This window comes from Acinetobacter sp. 102 (assembly GCF_037028485.1).
GTDB lineage: Bacteria > Pseudomonadota > Gammaproteobacteria > Pseudomonadales > Moraxellaceae > Acinetobacter > Acinetobacter higginsii.
Map to the genome: position 1 here is coordinate 32,053 of NZ_JAZEZK010000004.1, position 20,726 is coordinate 52,778.

20 protein-coding genes are annotated in these 20,726 nt (G+C 41.9%); 10 read left to right on the forward strand and 10 right to left on the reverse strand.

From position 1 onward, the window contains the following. Positions 1–3: 3 nt before the first annotated feature. From WA352_RS05030 to WA352_RS05060, 7 genes are all read right to left on the reverse strand, one after another. A complete protein-coding gene (locus WA352_RS05030; protein ID WP_033133771.1) occupies positions 4–1,995 on the reverse strand; it encodes a MacB family efflux pump subunit in 1,992 nt (663 codons plus the stop codon). Position 1,996: 1 nt separating this feature from the next. Next, entirely contained in the window at positions 1,997–3,340 is a 1,344-nt protein-coding gene (locus WA352_RS05035) for a MacA family efflux pump subunit (protein WP_033133772.1), read from the reverse strand. A gap of 108 nt (positions 3,341–3,448) precedes the next feature. After that, positions 3,449–4,279, reverse strand: coding sequence for an SIR2 family NAD-dependent protein deacylase (locus WA352_RS05040; RefSeq protein WP_033133773.1), 831 nt, complete (start codon positions 4,277–4,279; stop codon positions 3,449–3,451). A gap of 42 nt (positions 4,280–4,321) precedes the next feature. Continuing rightward, the gene (holA, locus tag WA352_RS05045; protein ID WP_033133774.1) at positions 4,322–5,317 is read right to left on the reverse strand and encodes a DNA polymerase III subunit delta; all 996 of its coding nucleotides are present in this window, start codon (positions 5,315–5,317) and stop codon (positions 4,322–4,324) included. A 9-nt stretch (positions 5,318–5,326) separates the two neighbouring features. After that, on the reverse strand, positions 5,327–5,836 hold the full coding sequence (locus WA352_RS05050; protein ID WP_004804322.1) for an LPS-assembly lipoprotein LptE: 510 nt from the start codon (positions 5,834–5,836) through the stop codon (positions 5,327–5,329). Between the two features lie 87 nt (positions 5,837–5,923). After that, positions 5,924–8,548 (reverse strand): leucine--tRNA ligase, encoded by a 2,625-nt coding sequence (gene leuS / locus WA352_RS05055; RefSeq protein ID WP_033133775.1) that lies wholly within the window; start codon positions 8,546–8,548, stop codon positions 5,924–5,926. A 143-nt stretch (positions 8,549–8,691) separates the two neighbouring features. Then, positions 8,692–9,039 (reverse strand): DUF4124 domain-containing protein, encoded by a 348-nt coding sequence (locus tag WA352_RS05060; protein ID WP_033133776.1) that lies wholly within the window; start codon positions 9,037–9,039, stop codon positions 8,692–8,694. Positions 9,040–9,547: 508 nt separating this feature from the next. On the opposite strand from WA352_RS05060, the gene WA352_RS05065 reads away from it, so the two are divergent. From WA352_RS05065 to WA352_RS05080, 4 genes are all read left to right on the forward strand, one after another. After that, positions 9,548–11,272 (forward strand): acetolactate synthase 3 large subunit, encoded by a 1,725-nt coding sequence (locus WA352_RS05065; RefSeq protein WP_004804328.1) that lies wholly within the window; start codon positions 9,548–9,550, stop codon positions 11,270–11,272. Beyond that, positions 11,272–11,763 (forward strand): acetolactate synthase small subunit, encoded by a 492-nt coding sequence (ilvN, locus tag WA352_RS05070; protein ID WP_004804329.1) that lies wholly within the window; start codon positions 11,272–11,274, stop codon positions 11,761–11,763. The genes WA352_RS05065 and ilvN overlap by 1 nt, the downstream gene beginning before the upstream one ends. Positions 11,764–11,885: 122 nt before the next feature. Next, positions 11,886–12,902, forward strand: a complete 1,017-nt coding sequence (gene ilvC, locus WA352_RS05075; RefSeq protein WP_004655853.1) for a ketol-acid reductoisomerase — start codon at positions 11,886–11,888, stop codon at positions 12,900–12,902. Between the two features lie 486 nt (positions 12,903–13,388). After that, positions 13,389–15,452, forward strand: a complete 2,064-nt coding sequence (locus WA352_RS05080) for a putative bifunctional diguanylate cyclase/phosphodiesterase (RefSeq protein ID WP_005206824.1) — start codon at positions 13,389–13,391, stop codon at positions 15,450–15,452. Between the two features lie 66 nt (positions 15,453–15,518). Here the strand turns inward: WA352_RS05080 and WA352_RS05085 are convergent, their stop codons facing one another. Next, positions 15,519–16,664 (reverse strand): alpha/beta fold hydrolase, encoded by a 1,146-nt coding sequence (locus WA352_RS05085; RefSeq protein WP_033133778.1) that lies wholly within the window; start codon positions 16,662–16,664, stop codon positions 15,519–15,521. Positions 16,665–16,885: 221 nt separating this feature from the next. On the opposite strand from WA352_RS05085, the gene WA352_RS05090 reads away from it, so the two are divergent. Beyond that, positions 16,886–17,260 carry a hypothetical protein gene (locus WA352_RS05090; RefSeq protein WP_005184912.1) on the forward strand — a complete coding sequence of 125 codons (375 nt, stop codon included), beginning with the start codon at positions 16,886–16,888 and terminating at the stop codon, positions 17,258–17,260. Further along, positions 17,257–17,460 carry a helix-turn-helix transcriptional regulator gene (locus WA352_RS05095; protein ID WP_005206827.1) on the forward strand — a complete coding sequence of 68 codons (204 nt, stop codon included), beginning with the start codon at positions 17,257–17,259 and terminating at the stop codon, positions 17,458–17,460. Before WA352_RS05090 ends, WA352_RS05095 begins: the two co-directional genes overlap by 4 nt. Before the next feature lie 11 nt (positions 17,461–17,471). On the opposite strand, the gene WA352_RS05100 is transcribed toward WA352_RS05095, so the two are convergent. Beyond that, entirely contained in the window at positions 17,472–17,903 is a 432-nt protein-coding gene (locus WA352_RS05100) for a GNAT family N-acetyltransferase (RefSeq protein ID WP_033133779.1), read from the reverse strand. A 110-nt stretch (positions 17,904–18,013) separates the two neighbouring features. Then, on the reverse strand, positions 18,014–18,247 hold the full coding sequence (locus WA352_RS05105; RefSeq protein ID WP_004804338.1) for a hypothetical protein: 234 nt from the start codon (positions 18,245–18,247) through the stop codon (positions 18,014–18,016). Positions 18,248–18,484: 237 nt separating this feature from the next. Here WA352_RS05105 and WA352_RS05110 point away from each other — a divergent pair, with 237 nt between their 5' ends. The 4 genes from WA352_RS05110 (at position 18,485) to arsB (ending at position 20,723) form a co-directional block, all read left to right on the forward strand. After that, positions 18,485–18,712, forward strand: coding sequence for a hypothetical protein (locus WA352_RS05110; RefSeq protein ID WP_005206838.1), 228 nt, complete (start codon positions 18,485–18,487; stop codon positions 18,710–18,712). Between the two features lie 192 nt (positions 18,713–18,904). Further along, positions 18,905–19,330: an arsenate reductase (glutaredoxin) gene (arsC, locus tag WA352_RS05115; RefSeq protein WP_033133780.1), complete on the forward strand. Its 426-nt coding sequence runs from the start codon at positions 18,905–18,907 to the stop codon at positions 19,328–19,330. Positions 19,331–19,370: 40 nt separating this feature from the next. Continuing rightward, positions 19,371–19,691, forward strand: a complete 321-nt coding sequence (locus tag WA352_RS05120) for a metalloregulator ArsR/SmtB family transcription factor (protein ID WP_005206842.1) — start codon at positions 19,371–19,373, stop codon at positions 19,689–19,691. A gap of 6 nt (positions 19,692–19,697) precedes the next feature. Beyond that, positions 19,698–20,723, forward strand: coding sequence for an ACR3 family arsenite efflux transporter (arsB, locus tag WA352_RS05125; RefSeq protein WP_005319279.1), 1,026 nt, complete (start codon positions 19,698–19,700; stop codon positions 20,721–20,723). The last annotated feature ends 3 nt before the right edge of the window (positions 20,724–20,726 follow it).

Sequence of the window (20,726 nt, forward strand, 5' to 3'; positions counted from 1 at the left end):
TCCTTATTCTCTCGCTAAAGCAGCAACTGGATCGAGTTGTGCCGCATTTCGTGCTGGCAAGAAGCCAAATACAATACCAATCATGCTTGAGCAGACAAAGGCTGCGACAATCGAGGTGGTTGAATAACTCATCTCAATCACGCCTTTGGCAAAGTGTCCGATGATTTGTCCAATCCCTAAAGATAGCAGTACACCCAAGATACCGCCCAGTAAACAGACCAGAATTGCTTCAATCAGGAATTGCTGCAAAATATCACTTTGACGTGCACCGACTGCCATACGTACCCCGATTTCTTGAGTCCGCTCGGTCACAGAAACCAGCATAATATTCATCACGCCAATACCACCCACCACCAAGGAAATGACGGCAATCGCTGAAATCAGCAAGGTCATGGTTGCAGTGGTTTGCTGGATGGTTTCACGAATACTGTCAGAGTTTTGGGTAAACACATCTTGAGCACCGTGACGTTGTTCCAGCAAGGTTAGAATCGCGTTTTCAGCAGCGCTACTTGGGTATTCATCTTTGATACGCACGATGATGCTACGTACATTGGATTGCCCCAGCATACGGCTCATGACCGTCGAGTAGGGCAGATAAACATTCAGGCTGTCTGAATTCCCCATAAAGCCTTGCTGGGCATCAATCACGCCGATAATCCGACTTGGAACACTACCTAATAGCAGCACTTGACCGACAGGATTGGTGCCATCGGCAAAGAAGGTTTTTTCAGTATTGGTATCAATCACCACATCTTGGGCGCGTTCAGTCACACTTGCCTTATCAAAAGGCTGTCCTGATTTAAAGGTCATACCACGGACATAGAAGAAATCAGAACTGACCCCATTGACCGTTGCTGCTGCCTCAGTATCTTTATAACGCAGGGTTAAACTGGTATTGGCAGAAGGGCTGACCCCATCGACATAGGGCTGTTCAGCCAATGCTTCGGCATCGGCAGGGACTAGTGTTTTGACTTGTGAGGTTCGTGAGTTATCACCAAAGCCACGACCTTGATACACGGTAATGGTATTGGTGCCCAGACTACTAATATTTTCTAAAATTTGCTTTTGTGAACCATTTCCCAGTGCCACCACCGAAACTACGGATGCGATCCCGATAATAATCCCGAGCATGGTCAAAAAAGTACGCATACGGTGCGCATTCATGGCGAGCAATGCCATACGGAAGGCTTCACCAAGACGATCGAAGAACGAACGCCAAGCAGAGGTTTTCTTTTGCGGGTTACGCTCTAAGGTTTGATGCTCCAGTTCGGGGTCATTATGTTCAGGCGTGTTGGCACGGTCGGAAATAATATTACCGTCGCTGATCTCAATAATTCGGGTCGCATTTTTCGCGACATTGAGATCATGGGTGACCAGAATAATGGTATGGCCTTTGGCATTCAGCTCACGCAAAATGCGCATTACTTCGACACCACTGTTCTTATCCAATGCACCTGTGGGTTCATCGGCAAGAATCACATCACCACCATTCATCAACGCACGTGCAATCGACACTCGTTGTTGCTGACCACCAGATAGCTGGCTTGGGCGATGATGCAAACGTTCTTCTAACCCTAGTTCGGATAGTAGTTCAGCAGAACGTTCTTGGCGAAGATGACTGTCTACACCCGCATAAATTGCAGGAACCTCAACGTTACCTGAAGCACTGAGATCACCCAATAAGTGATAACGCTGGAAAATAAAACCAAAATATTCACGGCGTAATTGTGCCAGTTCATCTGGTTCTAATTGGCGTGTTTCTCTACCATTGACCTTGTAACTTCCTGCGCTGGGCTTATCAAGACAACCCAAGATGTTCATCAAGGTGGATTTACCCGAACCCGATTGCCCGACAATCGCAACCAACTCACCTGCATAAATTTTTAAATCAATGCCTTTGAGAATCTGTACGGTGCCTTCACCCGCAGGAAATTCACGGGTGAGCTGACTGACCTCAAGCAGTGGTTGTGATGAATGTGTTTGATTTTGAGTCATATTACATTCTCATTGCACGTTGATTGCTACGTTTGGCTGCTTCATTTGAACTGTCTGAGGCATCTGCAATCACCACTTGATCACCTTGTTTTAAACCTTTAAGCACTTGTGCGGTGACACGGTTATTCAGGCCAATCAATACTGGTTGCGGCTGAGCCGTACCATCAGCTTGTAAGACACGAACCATACCTGTTGAAGCTTTGCCTTGTGCAACCAGCGCTTTTTCTTCTTCACTGAGCTCTAGGCGTTTTGGACGTTGTGTCTTGTCAGCATCCGGTTTTTTCGCTTGATCAGCTGATGAAGCACCATTGGCCTGGCTACCTTTAGCACGGTTACCACGTTGAGTTTGGATGGCTGCCGCAGGCACAGTCAGTGCATTTTTTGCTTCTGCCAACACAATATAAACCTGTGCGGTCATATCAATACGAAGTTTGCCGTCTTCATTCGGTACATCAAATAAAGCGTTGTAGTACACCGCAGCATTCGACGTTGATGAACTGCTGCTACTGCTGGTTTCGGTATTAATCGAATTTGGTGCAGGTTCCACTTGGCGCAATTTAGCGTAATGTTTTTTATCGCTATTGCCTAAAGTGGTGAAATACACGGTTTGACCTTGTTCAACTTTCATGACATCGGCTTCAGAAATCTGTGCCTTGATGGTCATGGTATCGAGTTTTGCTAATTTCACGATGGTCGGTGCAGTTTGGTTGGCGTTTACGGTTTGACCTTCTTCCGTCACAATCGCCACAATGGTGCCATCCATCGGTGCCACGATACGGGTATAACCTAAATTTTCTTTTGCCGTAGCCAAGGTTAGGCGAGATTGCTCGATTTGTGCATTAATCGAGGTAATTTGTGCCTGAGCTGTTTTAAAGTTTGCCAACGCACTTTCGAGTTCAGCACGCGAAGTGGCATCTTGGCTATACATGGCTTGTTGGCGTTTATATTCCGCTTCAACCTTGGCTAAATTGGCTTGCTGTACTGCCAACTGCGCTTGTTGATTTTTAATACTGGCATCTGCTGTTTTGAGTTCGTTCTCTTGGCGAATCGAGTCAATTTGCGCAATCAACTGACCTTGTTTGACTTGGTCACCCAATTGCACATACATTTTTTTCACCTGACCCGATACCTGTGCACCGACACTTACCATTTTGGTGGCTTCCAGTACCCCAGTTGCCAATACCGAATCTTCGATATCGCCGCGAGAGACTTCAGCGCTAATATATTGTGGTGCTTGGGCTTTAGGTTTGAAGAACATCCATCCGAGCGCTGCAATGATCAGCACCCCGATAGCGATCATAATGATTTTACGCGGTTGGATTTTTTTTGCGTTTGTTTTTGGCATGGCAGCAGGTCAAAAGTGAAAAACTGGACTTAGTATAAAAGTGAAATAAGGATAAAGCGTGAATATTTTTAATCTAGAATGAGAATTATTTGCTTTTTTGCCGATAAGTTATTCTATAAAAATCTGATAAATACCACGCACTCCTTGTTCAGCCGTTGTTGCAAGGGCAATACCACCTTGTGCAGGGAGCGTATATTCACGTAGGTTAATTCGAATCAGACCTGACGCAAATTGCTCACTAAAATAACGTACGGTTGGAATGGCTGTACCAGCGCCCATTTCGATCACCACAGGGCGCTGATGATCTTTTAGAAAAGCTTTTAAGTGTTTTGCCTGCAGATCATGTTGGTGGCTTAACCAACCCATATCATTGAACATTAAGATATTCGGTCGTGCCAGACCATCACAGTATGGACATTGTGGCAATTGCCCCAGCCATTGACAGTCCTGATGATCGATTTCTGGCTTTAATTCATCTGCGGGCCAAATGGTCTGTGTACACGCGTCCAGACATTGCAGATGATGAATCGAACCATGACATTCATAAATGTGATCAGGATTAAATCCTGCTTTTTGAAATTGACCATCAACATTCGAGGTAAATACAAAATTAGGAAGCTCTAATATTTCTGCCAGTTGCTTCAGTTGTAGAAAGCCTGAATGGGGTGTGGTCTGACGATACAGTGCCAAGCGATGCCCGTAAAATCCCCAAGCCAAACGTGGATGCCGTTTAAACGCGGCTGGATTGGCAATTTCGGTGAAATCGATGCGTTGTTTACCTAGCTCGGGATAGGCTTGCCACATACCTTGATTGCCACGAAAGTCAGGTAAACCCGAATCGACTCCCATACCAGCACCTGCACTGATGATCAGGCTGTCGGCTTGTTGGAATAGATTTTTGATCTGCTTGATTTGGTCGGGGCTTAAATGGAATGGCATGCGTTGATCCATTATTCTTATTATGTGATGGAGATGAATACTCTAAGCAGGTTGAGCAAACAGTGTAGTACCACACAGTTCAGCTAAGGCTTGTAGCATCAGCTGTTCTGGATTTTCTTTGGACATACCTTTGATCGCTGCATCAATACGCAACAATAAATCAGACCAAGTTAGAAACTGTCTTGGATTTAAACGACGTAGAGCTTGTTGATATTGTGATACTTTGGTTTTCCAGATCCCAAGTTGAATCGCATTATGTGGCTGTTCAAATAGCTGCATCAGTAAGCGCATTTCTTTGCTTAGGGTCCATAAAATCAGACTATCAGGCTCACCCGCAGCGATTAGATATTGGTAAATCTTGACTGACTGTGCCAAGTTTCCAGTAAGCAAGGCATCACTTAAATCATAAGTCGTATAACGCGATTGGTCTTGTAAACAGGAATACAATTGTTCAATCTGAATCTGTTGGATATCGGGGAAAGTATCCGCAACCCGCATTAAACTGTTTTTAGCAGCCAACAAGTTATGTTCATGATGCTGCATCAACCATTGCCAAGCATCATGATTCAGTTGAATCCCCAGTTTTTCGGCTTCGATGCTTAAGATGCGTTGTCGGTCTTGTGGGTAGGTCGCCGTCAGCGCAACCACAACACCATTGGCTTCGACCACTTGGAAAAAAGCCGACTTTAAACTGCTGCTGTCTTGCTTCGGTAAAACAATCAGTAAGAGGTTATGTTCATTATGTTGAATATAATGCTTCAGCAGTTTTAAGCCGTTGGCATCGGGTTTGATATTGCCATGTACTTCAATTGCAAGTTGTTGCGAAAATAGCGATAAACTGTTGAGTGCATTAAAGACATTTTTCCAGTCATTGACGCTACTAATGTCATAACGTTGGCGTTCAACGTCTTGTTGTTGCCAGCTTTTACGAAAAGTGTCGAGCAGATTCTGTTCAAGCAAAGGCTCTTGTCCATGCATAATCCATGCACCGCGAGCCTCATCAACACGTTTTAAGGCTTGAACATAATCTAGTTTCATAATGACAAATTAAGGTTGAGCTTTAGGTAAACGATTGGCTGCGATTTGACGCGTAATTTGCTGCGCCACATCATCAATCACAATACGGTTTAGATAAGCTTCTTGTTGGTTATCAGTGTTGACCGTTGCCACGTCGTATTGATAGGTACGAGAAGCGGTTAAGGTACGGGGTTCGGTAATTTTTTTGCCTTGGCGGTCTTCAATCTGGAAGGTCACTGTTAAACGTAACAACACTTCTGTCAATTTACCATTCAGTAATTGGCGGCGAGGGGTGTAATCCAATATACGAAGTACATAAGCATCATTGGCATTACTCAGTTGAACACCGGTCGCGCTGAGATAAATACTAAGCTTATTTTCAAGTTCGCTGGTACTCGCAGGCATGGCGAGCGTGAGTTTGTTATAGACCAGTGGCGCTGCTGTTGGATTACTTCCCTTTAGATGAAAGCCACAGCCGACTAAGCCTGCACTTAGGCCTAAAGTGAGTACGATAGCAGCTGCACGTTGCGCTAAGTGCATATTTATTCCTCGAATGAAATCTCTTCTAATCCCTTTTCTTATAGAAGGGGGAAACCTCTCTTTTTTAAGAGAGGTTAGAAAGGATTATTAAACTACTAAGTTAACAAGTTTATTTGGTACCACAATTTCTTTCTTGGTAGGGCCAGTCAAGAATTGTTGCACTTCTGGTAAGGCTTTTGCCAATGCCAATAAATCATCTTTTGAGATATCGACTGCGACGTCTAACTTACCACGAAGTTTACCATTCACTTGTACAACAATCGTTTGTGTATTACGGGTTAACGCTGACTCATCCACTTGCGGGAATTCGATCGTCGTTAATTCCAAACCAAACTGAGTTAACAAAGTTTGACTCAAATGTGGTGCAAATGGTGCAAGTAAGGTGAGCAATGTGGTGATTGCTTCACGTGCAACAGCTACATCATTGTCATCTTTTGCTTCGAACTTATTGCTGGCATTGAGTAATTCCATCAATGCGGCAATTGCCGTGTTGAACGCATGACGACGTTCGATGTCATCACCCACTTTTTGGATCGTTTCATGGGTTTTACGACGTAAATCTTGCGCATCTTTTGATAAGTTTGCAGTATCGATCGCTGTTGCTTGATTGCCTTTTTCCAAGAAGCCTGCAGCCAAACGCCATACACGTTTCAAGAAGCGGTTAGCTCCTTCAACACCTGCATCAGACCATTCGAGTGATTGATCTGGTGGTGCAGCGAACATCATGAAGACACGAGCAGTATCTGCGCCGTATTGATCAATAATCGCCTGTGGGTCAATGCCGTTGTTTTTTGACTTCGACATTTTTTCTTGTCCGCCAATCACAACTTCCTGACCATCACCTGAATATTTCGCAGAAAGGATACGACCTTTTTCGTCACGCTCTAATTCGATGTCAGCAGGGTTGAACCAAGTTTTCTTGCCGTTTTCTGCTTCACGATAGAAGGTATCTGCCAACACCATGCCTTGAGTGAGCAAGTTAGTAAATGGTTCGTTACCTTGTACCACGCCTTCATCACGCATCAATTTATGGAAGAAACGTGCATAAAGTAAGTGCAAGATTGCATGTTCAACACCACCGATATATTGGTTCACAGGAAGCCAGCTTTGAGCCGCTTCAGGTTTTACCATACCGCCAGTAAAGTCTGGAGAGGCATAACGTGCATAGTACCAAGAGGATTCTACAAAGGTATCCAAGGTATCGGTTTCACGACGCGCATCGCCACCACAGCTTGGGCATTTGGTTTCGTAGAATTCAGGCATCTTGTTCAATGGGTTACCAGAACCATCTGGAACCACATCGGTTGGTAATACGACAGGTAATTGATCTTCTGGAACAGTGACTTGACCACAGCTGTTACAGTTGATCATTGGAATTGGGCAACCCCAGTAACGTTGACGAGAAACACCCCAGTCACGTAAACGGAATTGAACCTTAGAATTTGCTAAAGCTTGTGGTTCTAATTTTGCAAGGAAGGCATCAAAAGCAGCTTGGAATGCTAAACCATCAAACTCGCCCGAATTAACCAATTTGCCATCTTTCGAGCCATACCACTCTTGCCATTCAGTTGCAGAATACGCTGCATCATCAGCACTTTGGGCATCGATCACTTGTTTGATTGGCAAGTTGAACTTATTGGCAAATTCAAAATCACGCTCATCATGTGCAGGAACCGCCATTACAGCGCCTGAACCGTAAGACATCAATACATAGTTGGCAATCCAAACAGGAAGTTCATCGCCAGTCACTGGATGCTTAACAGATAAACCTGTTGCCATACCTTTCTTTTCAGCCGTGGCTAAATCCGCTTCGGCAACTGAACCCATACGGCATTCTTCAATAAATGCAGCAAGTTCAGGATTGTTTTCAGCCGCTTTCAGCGCCATTGGGTGTTCTGCTGCAACAGCAACATAAGTCACACCCATCAAGGTATCCGCGCGCGTGGTATAAACGGTTAGGCCATCTGCATAGATTGCTGGATTGGCAGAAGGGAAGGTAATTTCCATTCCCGTTGAACGACCAATCCAGTTACGTTGCATGGTCAAGACCTGTTGTGGCCAACCATCTTTTAACGTATCTAAATCGTCTAATAATTCTTGTGCATAGTCAGTAATGCGGAAGTAGTACATTGGAATATCGCGTTTTTCAACTAATGCACCTGAACGCCAACCACGACCATTTTCAACTTGTTCATTCGCAAGTACGGTCTGGTCAACGGGGTCCCAGTTCACGGTTGATAACTTACGATAGATCAAGCCTTTCTTATAAAGTTGTACGAATAACCATTGTTCCCAGTGGTAGTACTCTGGTGTACACGTTGCAAATTCGCGATCCCAGTCGACAGACAGACCCAATTTTTTTAATTGGTCACGCATGTAGGCAATATTTTCAAAAGTCCATTTTGCTGGTGCAACTTGGTGAGCAATCGCTGCATTTTCAGCGGGTAAACCAAATGCATCCCAACCCATTGGTTGTAATACTGTTTCGCCTTTTAAGCGATGGAAACGGCTAATCACGTCACCAATGGTGTAGTTACGCACATGCCCCATGTGCAGTTTGCCACTTGGGTACGGGAACATCGACAGGATATAGCGATGTTTGCCCTCTACAGTGTCTGCAACTTTAAAAACTTTGCGATTGTCCCAGTCTTGTTGAACTTGAGGCTCAATGGCACTTGCTTGATATTCGGAGTCAATGTGAGAAGTCGTCATAGGGATATGCGATACAACAAAAAAGTAAAGTTAAGATTGCTGCACAGCATAGCGCAAAATTGTAGGAAATGTCAGTTTTTAGATCGGGATTTTATCTGCAAGGCCGCCGTGTTGAAGATGACCTTGCAGGTTTAGATCGCTATTTAGCGCTCTGATGATGCTGCGGCAGGCGGAGGGCTTTGTGGTTTAACTGAGTTCGCTGGAGTAGATGGCGCTGTCGGCGGTGTTTGCTGTGTTACATTTGGTGTGACTTCAGGATTCGCTTGATGGCTTTGTTGATTCGTTGGATTGGTGCTTTGATGGCTATTGCCATACGTTGAAACTTTGTCCAAACGCTTTGCACCTTTGGGCGGCGGCGTAGTGGTGTAATGAGTAGAACCATTGGCATCGACCCATTTGTAATATTGTTGCGCATAGTTTTGGCTGGAGCAGAGTAGCAATGTTGTTGTTGAAATTGTGTATAAGATTGTTTTTAAATAAGATATTTTCATATTTGATCTCCCCAAGAGAATGCTGAATATATTCGATCAAAGTGTCTAAATAAGCAGTTTACAATGCCTATTTTAAAGCAAAAAGAAAATAGTTTTTTGATAAATGGGCGTTTAACAAGACCAAATTATTCTGTGAAATGTGTTTAAAAAAACGGCAGCTAAAAAATATTCGTTAAAATCCTTTTCTTTGTTCTTGACATTGCTTATGAAAGAAACAAGAATGCTTTCTCAAGTTTTATATGTGTTTATTTGATCACCCTTCGAATAAATGTCATGGCTTGCAATGGACATTCTTTCTAGCCGAGAGAATGATTTTTTGAAATATGCTTATCCCAGCACATTTTGATTCGAGATGTCATCAAGTTTATACGGCTGATGAGTCTCAGAAAATTTTTCCTATTGCAGCAAAAACGAGTAGAATACGCACACTTATAAGAAGTGCAAAAGTTAATGAATGAACACAATTTATGTCTCCCATAAATTGTGCAAAATACTAGGGTGAATCACGTTGGAACTTTTATCTGGTGGTGAAATGCTCGTTCGTGCGCTTGCGGACGAAGGCGTAGAGCATGTTTTTGGGTATCCAGGCGGCGCTGTATTACATATTTATGATGCGCTATTTCAACAAGACAAAATTAACCATTACCTCGTGCGTCATGAGCAAGCTGCTGGTCACATGGCAGATGCATACTCACGCGTAACAGGTAAAACAGGTGTGGTACTGGTCACTTCTGGACCAGGCGCTACCAATACCGTCACTCCAATCGCAACAGCCTACATGGACTCAATCCCAATGGTGATTTTGTCTGGTCAGGTTGCAAGCCATCTTATTGGAGAGGATGCGTTCCAAGAAACAGATATGGTTGGTATTTCTCGTCCAATCGTAAAACACAGTTTCCAAGTGCGTCACGCAAGTGAAATTCCTGCAATCATTAAGAAAGCATTCTATATCGCTTCGTCTGGCCGTCCGGGTCCAGTCGTTGTTGATATTCCGAAAGATGCGACCAACCCTGCAGAAAAATTTGCCTACGAATATCCAGAAAAAGTGAAGATGCGTTCATATCAACCGCCTTCACGTGGTCACTCAGGTCAAATTCGTAAAGCGATTGATGAGTTGATTACGGCTAAACGCCCAATGATTTATACGGGCGGTGGTGTTGTTCAAGGTAATGCATCTGGCTTATTGACAGAACTTGCACATTTATTAGGTTATCCAGTCACTAATACTTTAATGGGTTTAGGTGCTTTCCCTGGTAACGATCCACAATTCGTGGGAATGTTAGGGATGCATGGTACCTATGAAGCCAACATGGCAATGCATAATGCAGATGTGATTTTGGCCATTGGTGCGCGTTTCGATGACCGCGTAACCAATAACCCTGCAAAATTCTGTCTCAATGCCAAAGTGATTCATATTGATGTTGATCCAGCAACCATTTCGAAGACGATTATGGCGCATATCCCAATCGTGGGTGCGGTAGAACCTGTACTTCAAGAAATGTTGGCTCAATTGAAACAAATGAATGTATCTAAGCCAAACCCTGAAGCAATTGCAGCATGGTGGTCTCAGATTAATGAGTGGCGCAAAGTACACGGCTTACGTTATGAAGCAGGTCAAAATGGTGTAATGAAACCTCAGCAAGTGGTTGAGGCATTAGATCGTGTGACCAATGGTGAAGCCATCATTACTTCAGACGTTGGTCAGCATCAGATGTTTGGTGCGAACTACTACAAATACAAACGTCCACGTCAGTGGATCAACTCTGGTGGCTTAGGCACCATGGGTGTTGGCTTGCCATATGCAATGGCTGCGAAGTTAGCATTCCCAGATCAGCAAGTGGTTTGTATTACTGGTGAAGCATCGATTCAGATGTGTATCCAAGAATTATCGACATGTAAGCAATATGGCTTGAATGTGAAGATCCTTTGCTTAAATAACCAAGCCTTGGGCATGGTAAAGCAATGGCAAGACATGAACTACGAAGGACGTCATTCAAGTTCTTATGTAGATTCATTACCAGACTTTGCCAAGTTAATGGAAGCTTACGGTCATGTTGGTATTCAGATTGATCATGCGGATGAGCTGGAATCTAAATTAGCTGAAGCGATGGCAATTAATGATAAATGTGTATTCATTAATGTCATGGTAGACCGTACAGAACATGTATATCCAATGCTGATTGCTGGGCAATCAATGCAAGATATGTGGTTAGGCAAAGGGGAGCGTACATAATGAGACATATTATTTCTGTACTCGTTGAAAACGAAGCTGGTGCGCTTTCTCGTTTGGTGGGATTGTTTTCTCAACGTAATTACAACATTGAGACACTGAATGTTGCGCCAACCGAAGATGAAACCTTATCTCGTTTAACATTAACGACATATGGCGATGATCACAAAATTGAACAAATCACCAAGCAACTGAATAAATTGGTTGAAGTGGTAAAAGTGGTTGATTTGTCAGAAGGTTCACACATTGAACGTGAATTGATGTTGATCAAAGTGAAAGCCTTGGGTGCAGCACGTGCGGAAATTAAACGTACAGCTGACATCTTCCGTGCCCAAATCGTTGATGTAACACCAACGACCTATACCATTCAGATCGCAGGTACAACGGACAAGATTGATGGTTTTATTGATGCGCTTGCAGAAAATACCATTCTTGAAGTTGTACGCTCTGGTGTATCAGGCATCGCGCGTGGCGAAAAAGTTTTAACAATTTAAGTTTTTAAAAACCCTCATCCCAACCTTCTCCCAGAGGGAGAAGGAGTTCCCTCTCCTTGGGGAGAGGGTTAGGGTGAGGGGGAAATACCCAACATATTTTAAAGTTTTCATGGAGAAAACAGATGCAAATTTTTTACGATAAAGACTGTGACTTATCAATCATCCAAGGCAAGAAAGTTGCAATCATTGGTTATGGTTCACAAGGCCATGCACATGCACTTAACTTGAAAGATTCTGGCGTAGACGTAACTGTTGGTTTACGTGCTGGTTCTACTTCTTGGAAAAAAGCTGAAAATTCAGGTCTTAAAGTTTCTGAAGTTCCAGCTGCTGTTGCTCAAGCTGACTTAGTCATGATTTTGACGCCAGATGAGTTCCAATCTCAACTTTATCGTGACGTGATTGAACCAAACATCAAAGAAGGTGCAACTTTAGCATTTGCTCATGGTTTCTCTATTCTTTATAACCAAGTTGTTCCACGTAAAGACTTAGACGTAATCATGGTTGCTCCGAAAGCACCTGGTCACACAGTACGTTCTGAATACCAACGTGGTTCAGGTGTTCCTGACTTAATCGCGATCCATCAAGATGCTTCTGGCAATGCGCGTAACGTTGCACTTTCTTATGCTTCAGGCGTAGGTGGTGGTCGTACGGGTATCATCGAAACTTCTTTCCGTGAAGAAACTGAAACTGACTTATTCGGTGAGCAAGCAGTTCTTTGTGGTGGTGCGGTTGAATTGGTTAAAATGGGCTTCGAAACTTTGGTTGAAGCTGGTTATGCACCAGAAATGGCTTACTTCGAATGCTTACATGAACTTAAGTTAATCGTTGACTTGATGTTCGAAGGCGGTATCGCAGACATGAACTACTCAGTTTCTAACAATGCTGAGTACGGTGAATATGTGACTGGTACTGAAGTAATCAACGAACAGTCTCGTGAAGCAATGCGTAATGCATTGAAACGTATCCAATCTGGTGAATACGCGAAGATGTTCATCCAAGAAGGTGCGTTGAACTATCCATCAATGACTGCTCGTCGTCGTCAAAATGCTGCACATGGTATCGAAGTAACGGGTAATAAGTTACGTGCGATGATGCCTTGGATTCAAGCGAACAAAATCGTAGATAAAGAGAAAAACTAAGTTCTAGTTTAATCTTTAAAAGCCCTTGTTTGTACAGGGGCTTTTTTATGGGCTGTGATAACAGAGTTATAACAATGTAGCTTGAAAAATAAGCTTATATTGTTTATGTTTTGATCATGTTGCTGCTCATTTGCAGCGATGATTTAAACTAAAAAGTGTTGCATGCTTTGGGGTATCTGCACGATTAAAAACAAACAAATTGAAATAACTTAAAAATTAAAATGATTTAGCAAAATAAAATGAGTCTTTTGGTAAAAAAAATGTAATAAAAAAACAAGATTTTTCATTGGTTTGAAATGAAAATGTGCTTTTATTCTATTGATTTATAAAGTGAAAAAGACTTGACCTTATGCTAGATGATGTTATTGTTAAGGAAAGTTTATGAATACCATATTCATGGCTTCTTTGGGTGTAAAACGTCGTTCGGATTTCGGGCATTTTGCTCATCATATAAAAAAAAGTACTGAATAATCATGGAAGTCCTTTATGGTTCACGTTGATTACGATAGCACATTGGTCATCGTTTCCATTTTGGTTGCAGTCGCGACATGTTACGCTGCAGTTTCGATGGAAGAACTCGTTTTTAAAGGTGCTTATAAAAAGTTTGAAAAAAGCATTTTGATTGCGAGTGGGCTAATCTTGGGGTTAGCGATATGGTCAATGCACTTTGTGGGAATGCTGGCTAGCCATTTGCCGGAAGGCTATCACTTTGATGTTAATTTAACTGTACTTTCTTATTTGATTGGCGCAGCTGCGTCTATTTTTGCTGTTTGGTTGACCTCAAGACCAACTTTGCCTATACCACGCTTAATCCTTGGTGCTGTATTTATGGGACTCGGTATATCGGGGATGCACTATACCGGTATGGCCGCATTGAGCATTGAAAATCATGCCATGCATTATGATCCTTTACTGGTGTTGTGTTCTGTATTGATTGCAATCAGTGGTTCAGGCTTAAGTTTCTTTTTCATTTTTAAATATAAAACCGCAGTTACCTATCGTACTTTACTCAAAGCAGTGGTTGCCATATTAATGGCGCTAAGTATTGTTGGCATGCACTATACGGGTATGGCTGCGACTTATTTTGATGAAAGCCTAGCGCAAATCCTGACTTCTGAGCAGACAGAACAAAGCGTCTTATTATTCACGATTATCTTTATTACCAGTCTAGTGTTAGTTGCAGGCTTTGCGGTTGCCGTACTCGAAGCACGGTTAGAAGAACGCAATGAGCAACTTACACTCATCAACAAAGAGCTTGCTACTCAGTCCTTACATGATGCGCTTACAAAGCTACCGAATCGTTTATACCTGACTGAACATGCCGAAGTGGTGTTTAATCATCATCGCTTAAATGGCCAGAAAGCAGCATTTTTATATATTGACTTAGACCGTTTTAAATCCGTGAATGATGCTTTTGGGCATCATATTGGTGATCAACTACTGATTCAGATGGCAAACCGTTTATACACTAAGCTTGGTGATAATCATAAGCTGTTTCGTATTGGTGGTGATGAGTTTGTTTTAATTTCGGAAGATACCGATTTCAATGAAGCAATGCAGCTTTCAGAAGATATCTTGCATTGCATCCAAGAAACCTATTTGATTGCGGCAAAAGATATTAACATTTCTGCCAGTGTCGGGATTGCCATGTACCCTGAACATGGCACCAATGTTCAAGACTTACTGATTAATGCTGATGTTGCCATGCTGATCTCAAAAGATCAGGGCCGTAATACCTATACCATGTTCCATACAATGTCAGATCAGCAAGATGTACGTAGTCAGTCTAAATTGATCAATGATCTGTACAAAGCCGTCGATGAACAACAATTTGTATTGTTCTATCAACCTAAATTTACATGCAATTATGAAGTCTGTGGTGTTGAAGCCCTGATTCGCTGGAAGCATCCAACACTGGGACTGCTGACCCCGCAAATGTTTATTGAAGGGGCAGAGAAAACGGGTTTGATCATTCCAATGGGGTATTGGGCACTGGAACAAGCCTGTCAGCAAATCCAGAAATGGGAACGAAGTAATAGTCCGTTTTATCCAATTGCTGTTAATCTCTCTGCATTACAATTCGAAAATAAAAAGCTATTTAGTGTCCTCGAGCAATTATTAGAACAATACCAAATCCAACCGCATCATCTCATTCTTGAAATTACTGAATCCACGGCTATGCATCATATTGATTCCAGTATTCGTACTTTGGAGCGTTTGCGTAAGCTTGGCATCCGCATTGCGATTGATGACTTTGGTACTGGATATTCAAGCTTCTTATATTTAAAAGATTTACCTGTCGATGAACTCAAAATTGATCGTGGTTTCTTAATTGATCTCAAGCCAAATTCAAAAGAAGAAGCGATTCTGGAAAGCATTATCCATTTGGCTGCAAAATTAGGTTTAATTGTCACTGCAGAAGGGGTAGAGACCCAACAGCAAGCAGATATTTTGACCAGTCTCGGCTGTAACCAGTTACAGGGCTATTTATTAGGTACACCTGTCAATGTTGAAGGTTTGGTATTGCATCGTTATCAGCATTTTGCATGATTAAGCGAGATCGATATTAAAAAAGCTGCCGATGATGGCAGCTTTTTGTTTTTAGAATGAATTCGCTTAATCAGAACGTGGTGCTAACCATTGTGTGACCACAGGCCAGACCAACTGTGGTGCTTGACTGCCTGAGACCAGACCCATATGGCCACCCGGTACAATTTCAAATTGCTTGTCGCTGCTGCTGATTAAATCCATGAGTGGGCGTACTGCTTCCGCGGTGACGATAATGTCGCTGCTGCCGCCAATTGCCAGTACTGAACAATCAATGTCTTTTAGATTCGCGCTTTGCTCACCAAATTGAACAGAACCTGTCGATAACTCATTATCAATCCAGAAACGCAAAATAATATCGCGCATGACACCACCAGGATAAGCCAGCATATTGTCCACAAAAGAGCTTGAGGTAGCATGGTTAATTACAAATTGGCGATCATCAAGGTTCTTTAACAACTCCCAATAGTTTTTAAAGTTTCCAATCGGATCGGTGAGTTTAAACCCCAAGGTATTTTGCCAGCCATGAATATGAAAGACACGGCTGGGTACTTGGTGAATACGGAATTTGGTATTACTACGAATCCATTGCGCAGGAACGGTAAGACGCTGATAAAACTTGCCCATATAACCTGATTTATGCGTGTTAATCGGTGAGGCTAAAATCATCAGGTTTCGAATATTTTTATCTTGTGATAAGGCTGTATAGCAAAGCGATAACGCCCCACCCAAACTCCAACCAAACAGTGACAGTTGTTGTTGACCACTATGCTCTCGAATCTTTTCGATAAAGTCTGGCATAAAAGTTTTAACGTAAGTGCCAAGGTTATATTTGGCTTGACGTAGACTCGGCGTGCCCCAGTCAATCAGATAAACATCGAAACCTTGCGCTAGAAAATAACGGACTAAGCTACGATTTGGAAATAAATCGTAGATCAGCATATTGGCTGCCAAGGGTGGCACGATCACCAATGGAATACGATGCTTGACCGTGCTGTCAGTCGCAGCTGTGTAGTGACGTAGGCTGATGATTTCACGCTGGTACACAATATCAAAAGGTGTTTTGCCTGAGAGCGCAAGCTGTTGTCCACGTAAAATACGATCTCGCGCATTAGAGAGGATCTTGCGTGCTTGACGGCTCGCAGGGCTATTCAGCATTTTTTGCGCGGTTTGTGTTTTGAGAAAACTGCGTTTAACTTTTGGCGATTGAGTCATGTGAACCTAAAGCTCGAAGGTTACTATTCAGTAGGCGCATATTAGAAGAAAAAGTAAATTTGCTCAGTGACTCATTTGCTTAACTTGTCTTTCAAAATGATCAATTCGACGAGAACCAGATGACCAGTTTTCTGTTTAAGAATGAAAAATATGTAAAGTAAGCTTTACATTGAAGAGTTGAACTCATATATTAATGTAAAGTTTACTTTACATGGTGGGTTATGAAAAACTATCGGAATTTATTTGAGTTGATTGCTGCAATTGCACTATATATCGTGGTTTTGGTGGGATCATTAAAGGCATTAAATTTTATTGAGATACAATGGCTTAAAATTGTTGTTTCATTAATGCCAATATTGCCTGCACTGATGATTGCATTGATCATTATTAAGCAATTCAAACGTTTTGATGAGTTGCAGCAAAAGATACAATTGCAAGCCTTGGGTCTTGCTTTTGTTGGCACTGCTCTCATTAGCTTTAGCTATGGATTTTTAGAAAATGTTGGATTTCCAAAATTAACCATGTTTATCATTTGGCCGATGATGGCAATGCTTTGGTCTATTGCTACAGCGGTTGGAACTTGGAAATATAGATGAAGAATAATTTACCCGATTTAAGAAAGCACAAAGGTTGGTCACAAAGCGACTTGGGGGATTATGTGAGCGTGTCAAGGCAAACTATTAATGCCATAGAAAAGGGTCGCTATGATCCCAGTCTGTCATTAGCCTTTAAAATTGCACATGCATTTGGTCTGAGGATTGAGCAAGTATTTATTTTTGAGCAAGACTCAGCTTAGCTCAAGTTCGTTCAAGCTGTAATTTGTAGATGTAAAAGCGGATAGGGGTTGCCTTGACCATCGAGTTCGGAACGACTCACAGTATGGAATCCCATTTTCTGATAGAAGTTAACCGCTTGCAGATTTTGCTCATTCACATCGACTTTATAGATTTGAAGTTGTTTGACTGCAAAATCGAGTAAGGCTTTACCAATCCCTGATCTTCGATACTCAGGCAGAATAAACAACATTTCAATATTGTCATCACTGGTACCTAGAAATCCTACAATCTGTTGATCAATCATGTATTTATTCAACTGAACATGATGGAAATATTCATTCAAAATTAACGGTTTTAATTCAGCAATCATGGTTTCTGGTAAAAAATCATGGGTCGCTCGGACTGATTTTTCCCATATATTTAATAAAGTAAGATGGTCATCCTGAGACGCTCTGATAATCATGTCGTGACTACATTTAAAATATTTAGAGCTATCAATTTTCTACTATTTGATTCGGAATTTCTATGCTTCGTTTCCGATAGAGAAATGATACTGAAGCTGGGTGATTTAGATTATTCTAACTCGAGTTGGTGATCATCTTTGGTGACTTTAATTTTCAGTTTTTTATATTTACGCTTATTGGGATCAAGGGCTGAGTTTATGACCTCATCGGCAAAACGCTGATCTTGCATCAGTGTACCATAGGTCTTATAACCTAAAATAATTCGGGTCGGCCGATAGCCATTTCTCGTCACATAATAATTAATGATGAGATCTAATTCTGTTAAAAGACATGTATCGTTCATTGTGAGATATCGCTTTTAAGTGGCTTAAGCAGCATAGTCTATACAGGAAAACTTATCTAGCTGATGTTCATTGATTTTTGCTGAAAGTTAGAGCTGTCATAAAAGTGTCATCTAAAAACATTATCGTGATTTATATAATAAAAACTGCAATAACAAAAATTGAGAACGACTTATCCATAGAACTTTAGATTATTTTAAATAAAGGGGCGGGACTTAGAAAATTGAGGAGTTGTTTATATGCAGAATAAAGTGCCCACAATACGAGACCAAAAACCGCTGAATCATCGTTTGAATGTGTTACTTTCGGCTTATCAGGCCTTCTTAGTTGCTAAAGGTTTGGTCAACAGTGAATTTAGTCGTCTCATCTTTGTTGATAATTATACCCAAACCTTAAAATTCAACCTTTATGATGATGAACTAAAGAAGCAACTGATTGATGAGTTAGAACGATTTAGCTCATTTTAGGATGCGTTTTCATCCGTTATCAATCTAAAGCGCTCTTCGCCAAACAGTAATCATTGAAAATTTATAAAATCTTATTCATATGACTTTAATCATATATTTTTAGGTATCTTCATTTTGCTTTAATATATGGATTTACATATATATGGTAAAACATATATATTGGTTTCATTCAATTTATCAGATTAGCACGTCATGTCAGACATCATCATTTATCATAACCCCGCGTGTGGTACTTCCCGCAATACATTGGCTTTAATTCGAAATACTGGGGTAGAACCCACCATTATTGAATACCTTATTACTCCACCAAGCCATGATGAGTTGGTTGGATTGATTCGGGATGCACAATTAACTGTCAGAGATGCAATTCGCCAAAATGTTGAGCCTTATCGTGCGTTGGCACTTGATCGTGAAGATTGGAGTGATGCTCAACTGATCGAGTTTATGCTTGAACATCCCATTCTGATTAATCGTCCCTTTGTGGTTAGCACGTTGGGCACACGTCTTTGTCGACCATCGGAACTTGTACTCGACATTTTACCATTCCCTCAAAAAGGCGCATTTCGCAAAGAAGATGGCGAACAGGTGATTGATGAACATGGTCAGCGAATTCAGTAAATAGGTGCCGTGAGATTACAGATTGAAAGGGGATCGAGAAATGCAAGCTGTTGATTTTTTTAAATGCTTATCAGATGAAACAAGGTTAAATATCGTGATGTTGGTAGCCCAGCATCAGGAGTTGTGCGTCTGTGATCTGACTGAAAAACTACAATTAAGCCAACCGAAAATTTCGCGTCATTTGGCGTTATTACGTGCTTCGGGTTTGTTGCAAGATCGCCGTCAGGGGCAATGGGTGTATTACCGTATCAATCCACAACTACCAGCTTGGGGGCATGAGATTTTATCGGTTTTGGAGATGCAAGCTGTGACCCTATTTCCAGACCTGCACAGCTTAGCACCCAAAAATTGTTGTGATTAAAATGCCATGAAAACACTGTCCTTTTTAGATCGTAACCTAACGCTCTGGATTTTTATCGCCATGGCTGTAGGCATTGCCATTGGTATTTTTATGCCACAAGCCTCAGTCAGCTTAAACCAAATGAGTGTCGATTCAGTCAATCTCCCGATCGCAATCGGTTTGATTTTGATGATGTATCCACCCTTAGCCAAAGTGGATTATGCGACCTTGCCACAAGTGTTTAAAGATAAGAAAACCTTAACTTTATCCTTGGTGCAGAACTGGATTATTGCGCCTGTTCTGATGTTTGCATTAGCCATTATTTTTTTGCATAACTATCCAGAATATATGACAGGACTGATTCTGATTGGTTTGGCCCGTTGTATTGCGATGGTGCTGGTCTGGAATGGTTTGGCTTGTGGTGATAATCAATATGTCGCGGCCTTGGTTGCCTTCAATAGTATCTTCCAGATTCTATTCTTTAGTACTTATGCTTGGTTATTCCTCACGTTTTTACCGCCGTACTTTGGTATTGCAGGGCAAGTGATCCATATTGATTTTTGGACCATTACCCATGCTGTCTTGGTGTATCTGGGTATTCCATTTTTGCTTGGGTTTCTGACTCGTTTGATCTTGGTACGCGCCAAAGGTTTAGACTGGTATCAGCATGTGTTTTTGCCCAAGATCAGCCCGCTCAGCTTGTTGGCTTTACTGTTTACCATTGTGGCGATGTTTAGCTTGAAAGGCGGTGAGGTTGTGAGCTTGCCTTTAGATGTACTTCGTATTGCGATTCCATTGACCATTTACTTTGTACTCATGTTCTTTATCAGTTTCTTTATGAGTAAGTGGATAGGCAATGGCTATGCCAAAACGACAGCCATTTCATTTACCGCAGCAGGTAATAATTTTGAGTTGGCATTGGCGGTTGCGATTGCCACTTTTGGTTTGGCTTCACCAGTCGCATTTACCACGGTAATTGGGCCATTGGTTGAAGTCCCTGTATTGATTGCGCTGGTCAGTGTGTCTTTGTGGCTAAAAAAGAAATATTTTTAAATC

Bases quoted from the DNA above. Each gene is read 5' to 3' on its own strand.
- WA352_RS05030 (WP_033133771.1), bottom strand. From the start codon at position 1,995: ATGACTCAAAATCAAACACATTCATCACAACCACTGCTTGAGGTCAGT.
- WA352_RS05035 (WP_033133772.1), bottom strand. From the start codon at position 3,340: ATGCCAAAAACAAACGCAAAAAAAATCCAACCGCGTAAAATCATTATG.
- WA352_RS05040 (WP_033133773.1), bottom strand. From the start codon at position 4,279: ATGCCATTCCATTTAAGCCCCGACCAAATCAAGCAGATCAAAAATCTA.
- holA (WP_033133774.1), bottom strand. From the start codon at position 5,317: ATGAAACTAGATTATGTTCAAGCCTTAAAACGTGTTGATGAGGCTCGC.
- WA352_RS05050 (WP_004804322.1), bottom strand. From the start codon at position 5,836: ATGCACTTAGCGCAACGTGCAGCTGCTATCGTACTCACTTTAGGCCTA.
- leuS (WP_033133775.1), bottom strand. From the start codon at position 8,548: ATGACGACTTCTCACATTGACTCCGAATATCAAGCAAGTGCCATTGAG.
- WA352_RS05060 (WP_033133776.1), bottom strand. From the start codon at position 9,039: ATGAAAATATCTTATTTAAAAACAATCTTATACACAATTTCAACAACA.
- ilvN (WP_004804329.1), top strand. From the start codon at position 11,272: ATGAGACATATTATTTCTGTACTCGTTGAAAACGAAGCTGGTGCGCTT.
- ilvC (WP_004655853.1), top strand. From the start codon at position 11,886: ATGCAAATTTTTTACGATAAAGACTGTGACTTATCAATCATCCAAGGC.
- WA352_RS05080 (WP_005206824.1), top strand. From the start codon at position 13,389: ATGGTTCACGTTGATTACGATAGCACATTGGTCATCGTTTCCATTTTG.
- WA352_RS05085 (WP_033133778.1), bottom strand. From the start codon at position 16,664: ATGACTCAATCGCCAAAAGTTAAACGCAGTTTTCTCAAAACACAAACC.
- WA352_RS05090 (WP_005184912.1), top strand. From the start codon at position 16,886: ATGAAAAACTATCGGAATTTATTTGAGTTGATTGCTGCAATTGCACTA.
- WA352_RS05095 (WP_005206827.1), top strand. From the start codon at position 17,257: ATGAAGAATAATTTACCCGATTTAAGAAAGCACAAAGGTTGGTCACAA.
- WA352_RS05100 (WP_033133779.1), bottom strand. From the start codon at position 17,903: ATGATTATCAGAGCGTCTCAGGATGACCATCTTACTTTATTAAATATA.
- WA352_RS05105 (WP_004804338.1), bottom strand. From the start codon at position 18,247: ATGAACGATACATGTCTTTTAACAGAATTAGATCTCATCATTAATTAT.
- WA352_RS05110 (WP_005206838.1), top strand. From the start codon at position 18,485: ATGCAGAATAAAGTGCCCACAATACGAGACCAAAAACCGCTGAATCAT.
- arsC (WP_033133780.1), top strand. From the start codon at position 18,905: ATGTCAGACATCATCATTTATCATAACCCCGCGTGTGGTACTTCCCGC.
- WA352_RS05120 (WP_005206842.1), top strand. From the start codon at position 19,371: ATGCAAGCTGTTGATTTTTTTAAATGCTTATCAGATGAAACAAGGTTA.
- arsB (WP_005319279.1), top strand. From the start codon at position 19,698: ATGAAAACACTGTCCTTTTTAGATCGTAACCTAACGCTCTGGATTTTT.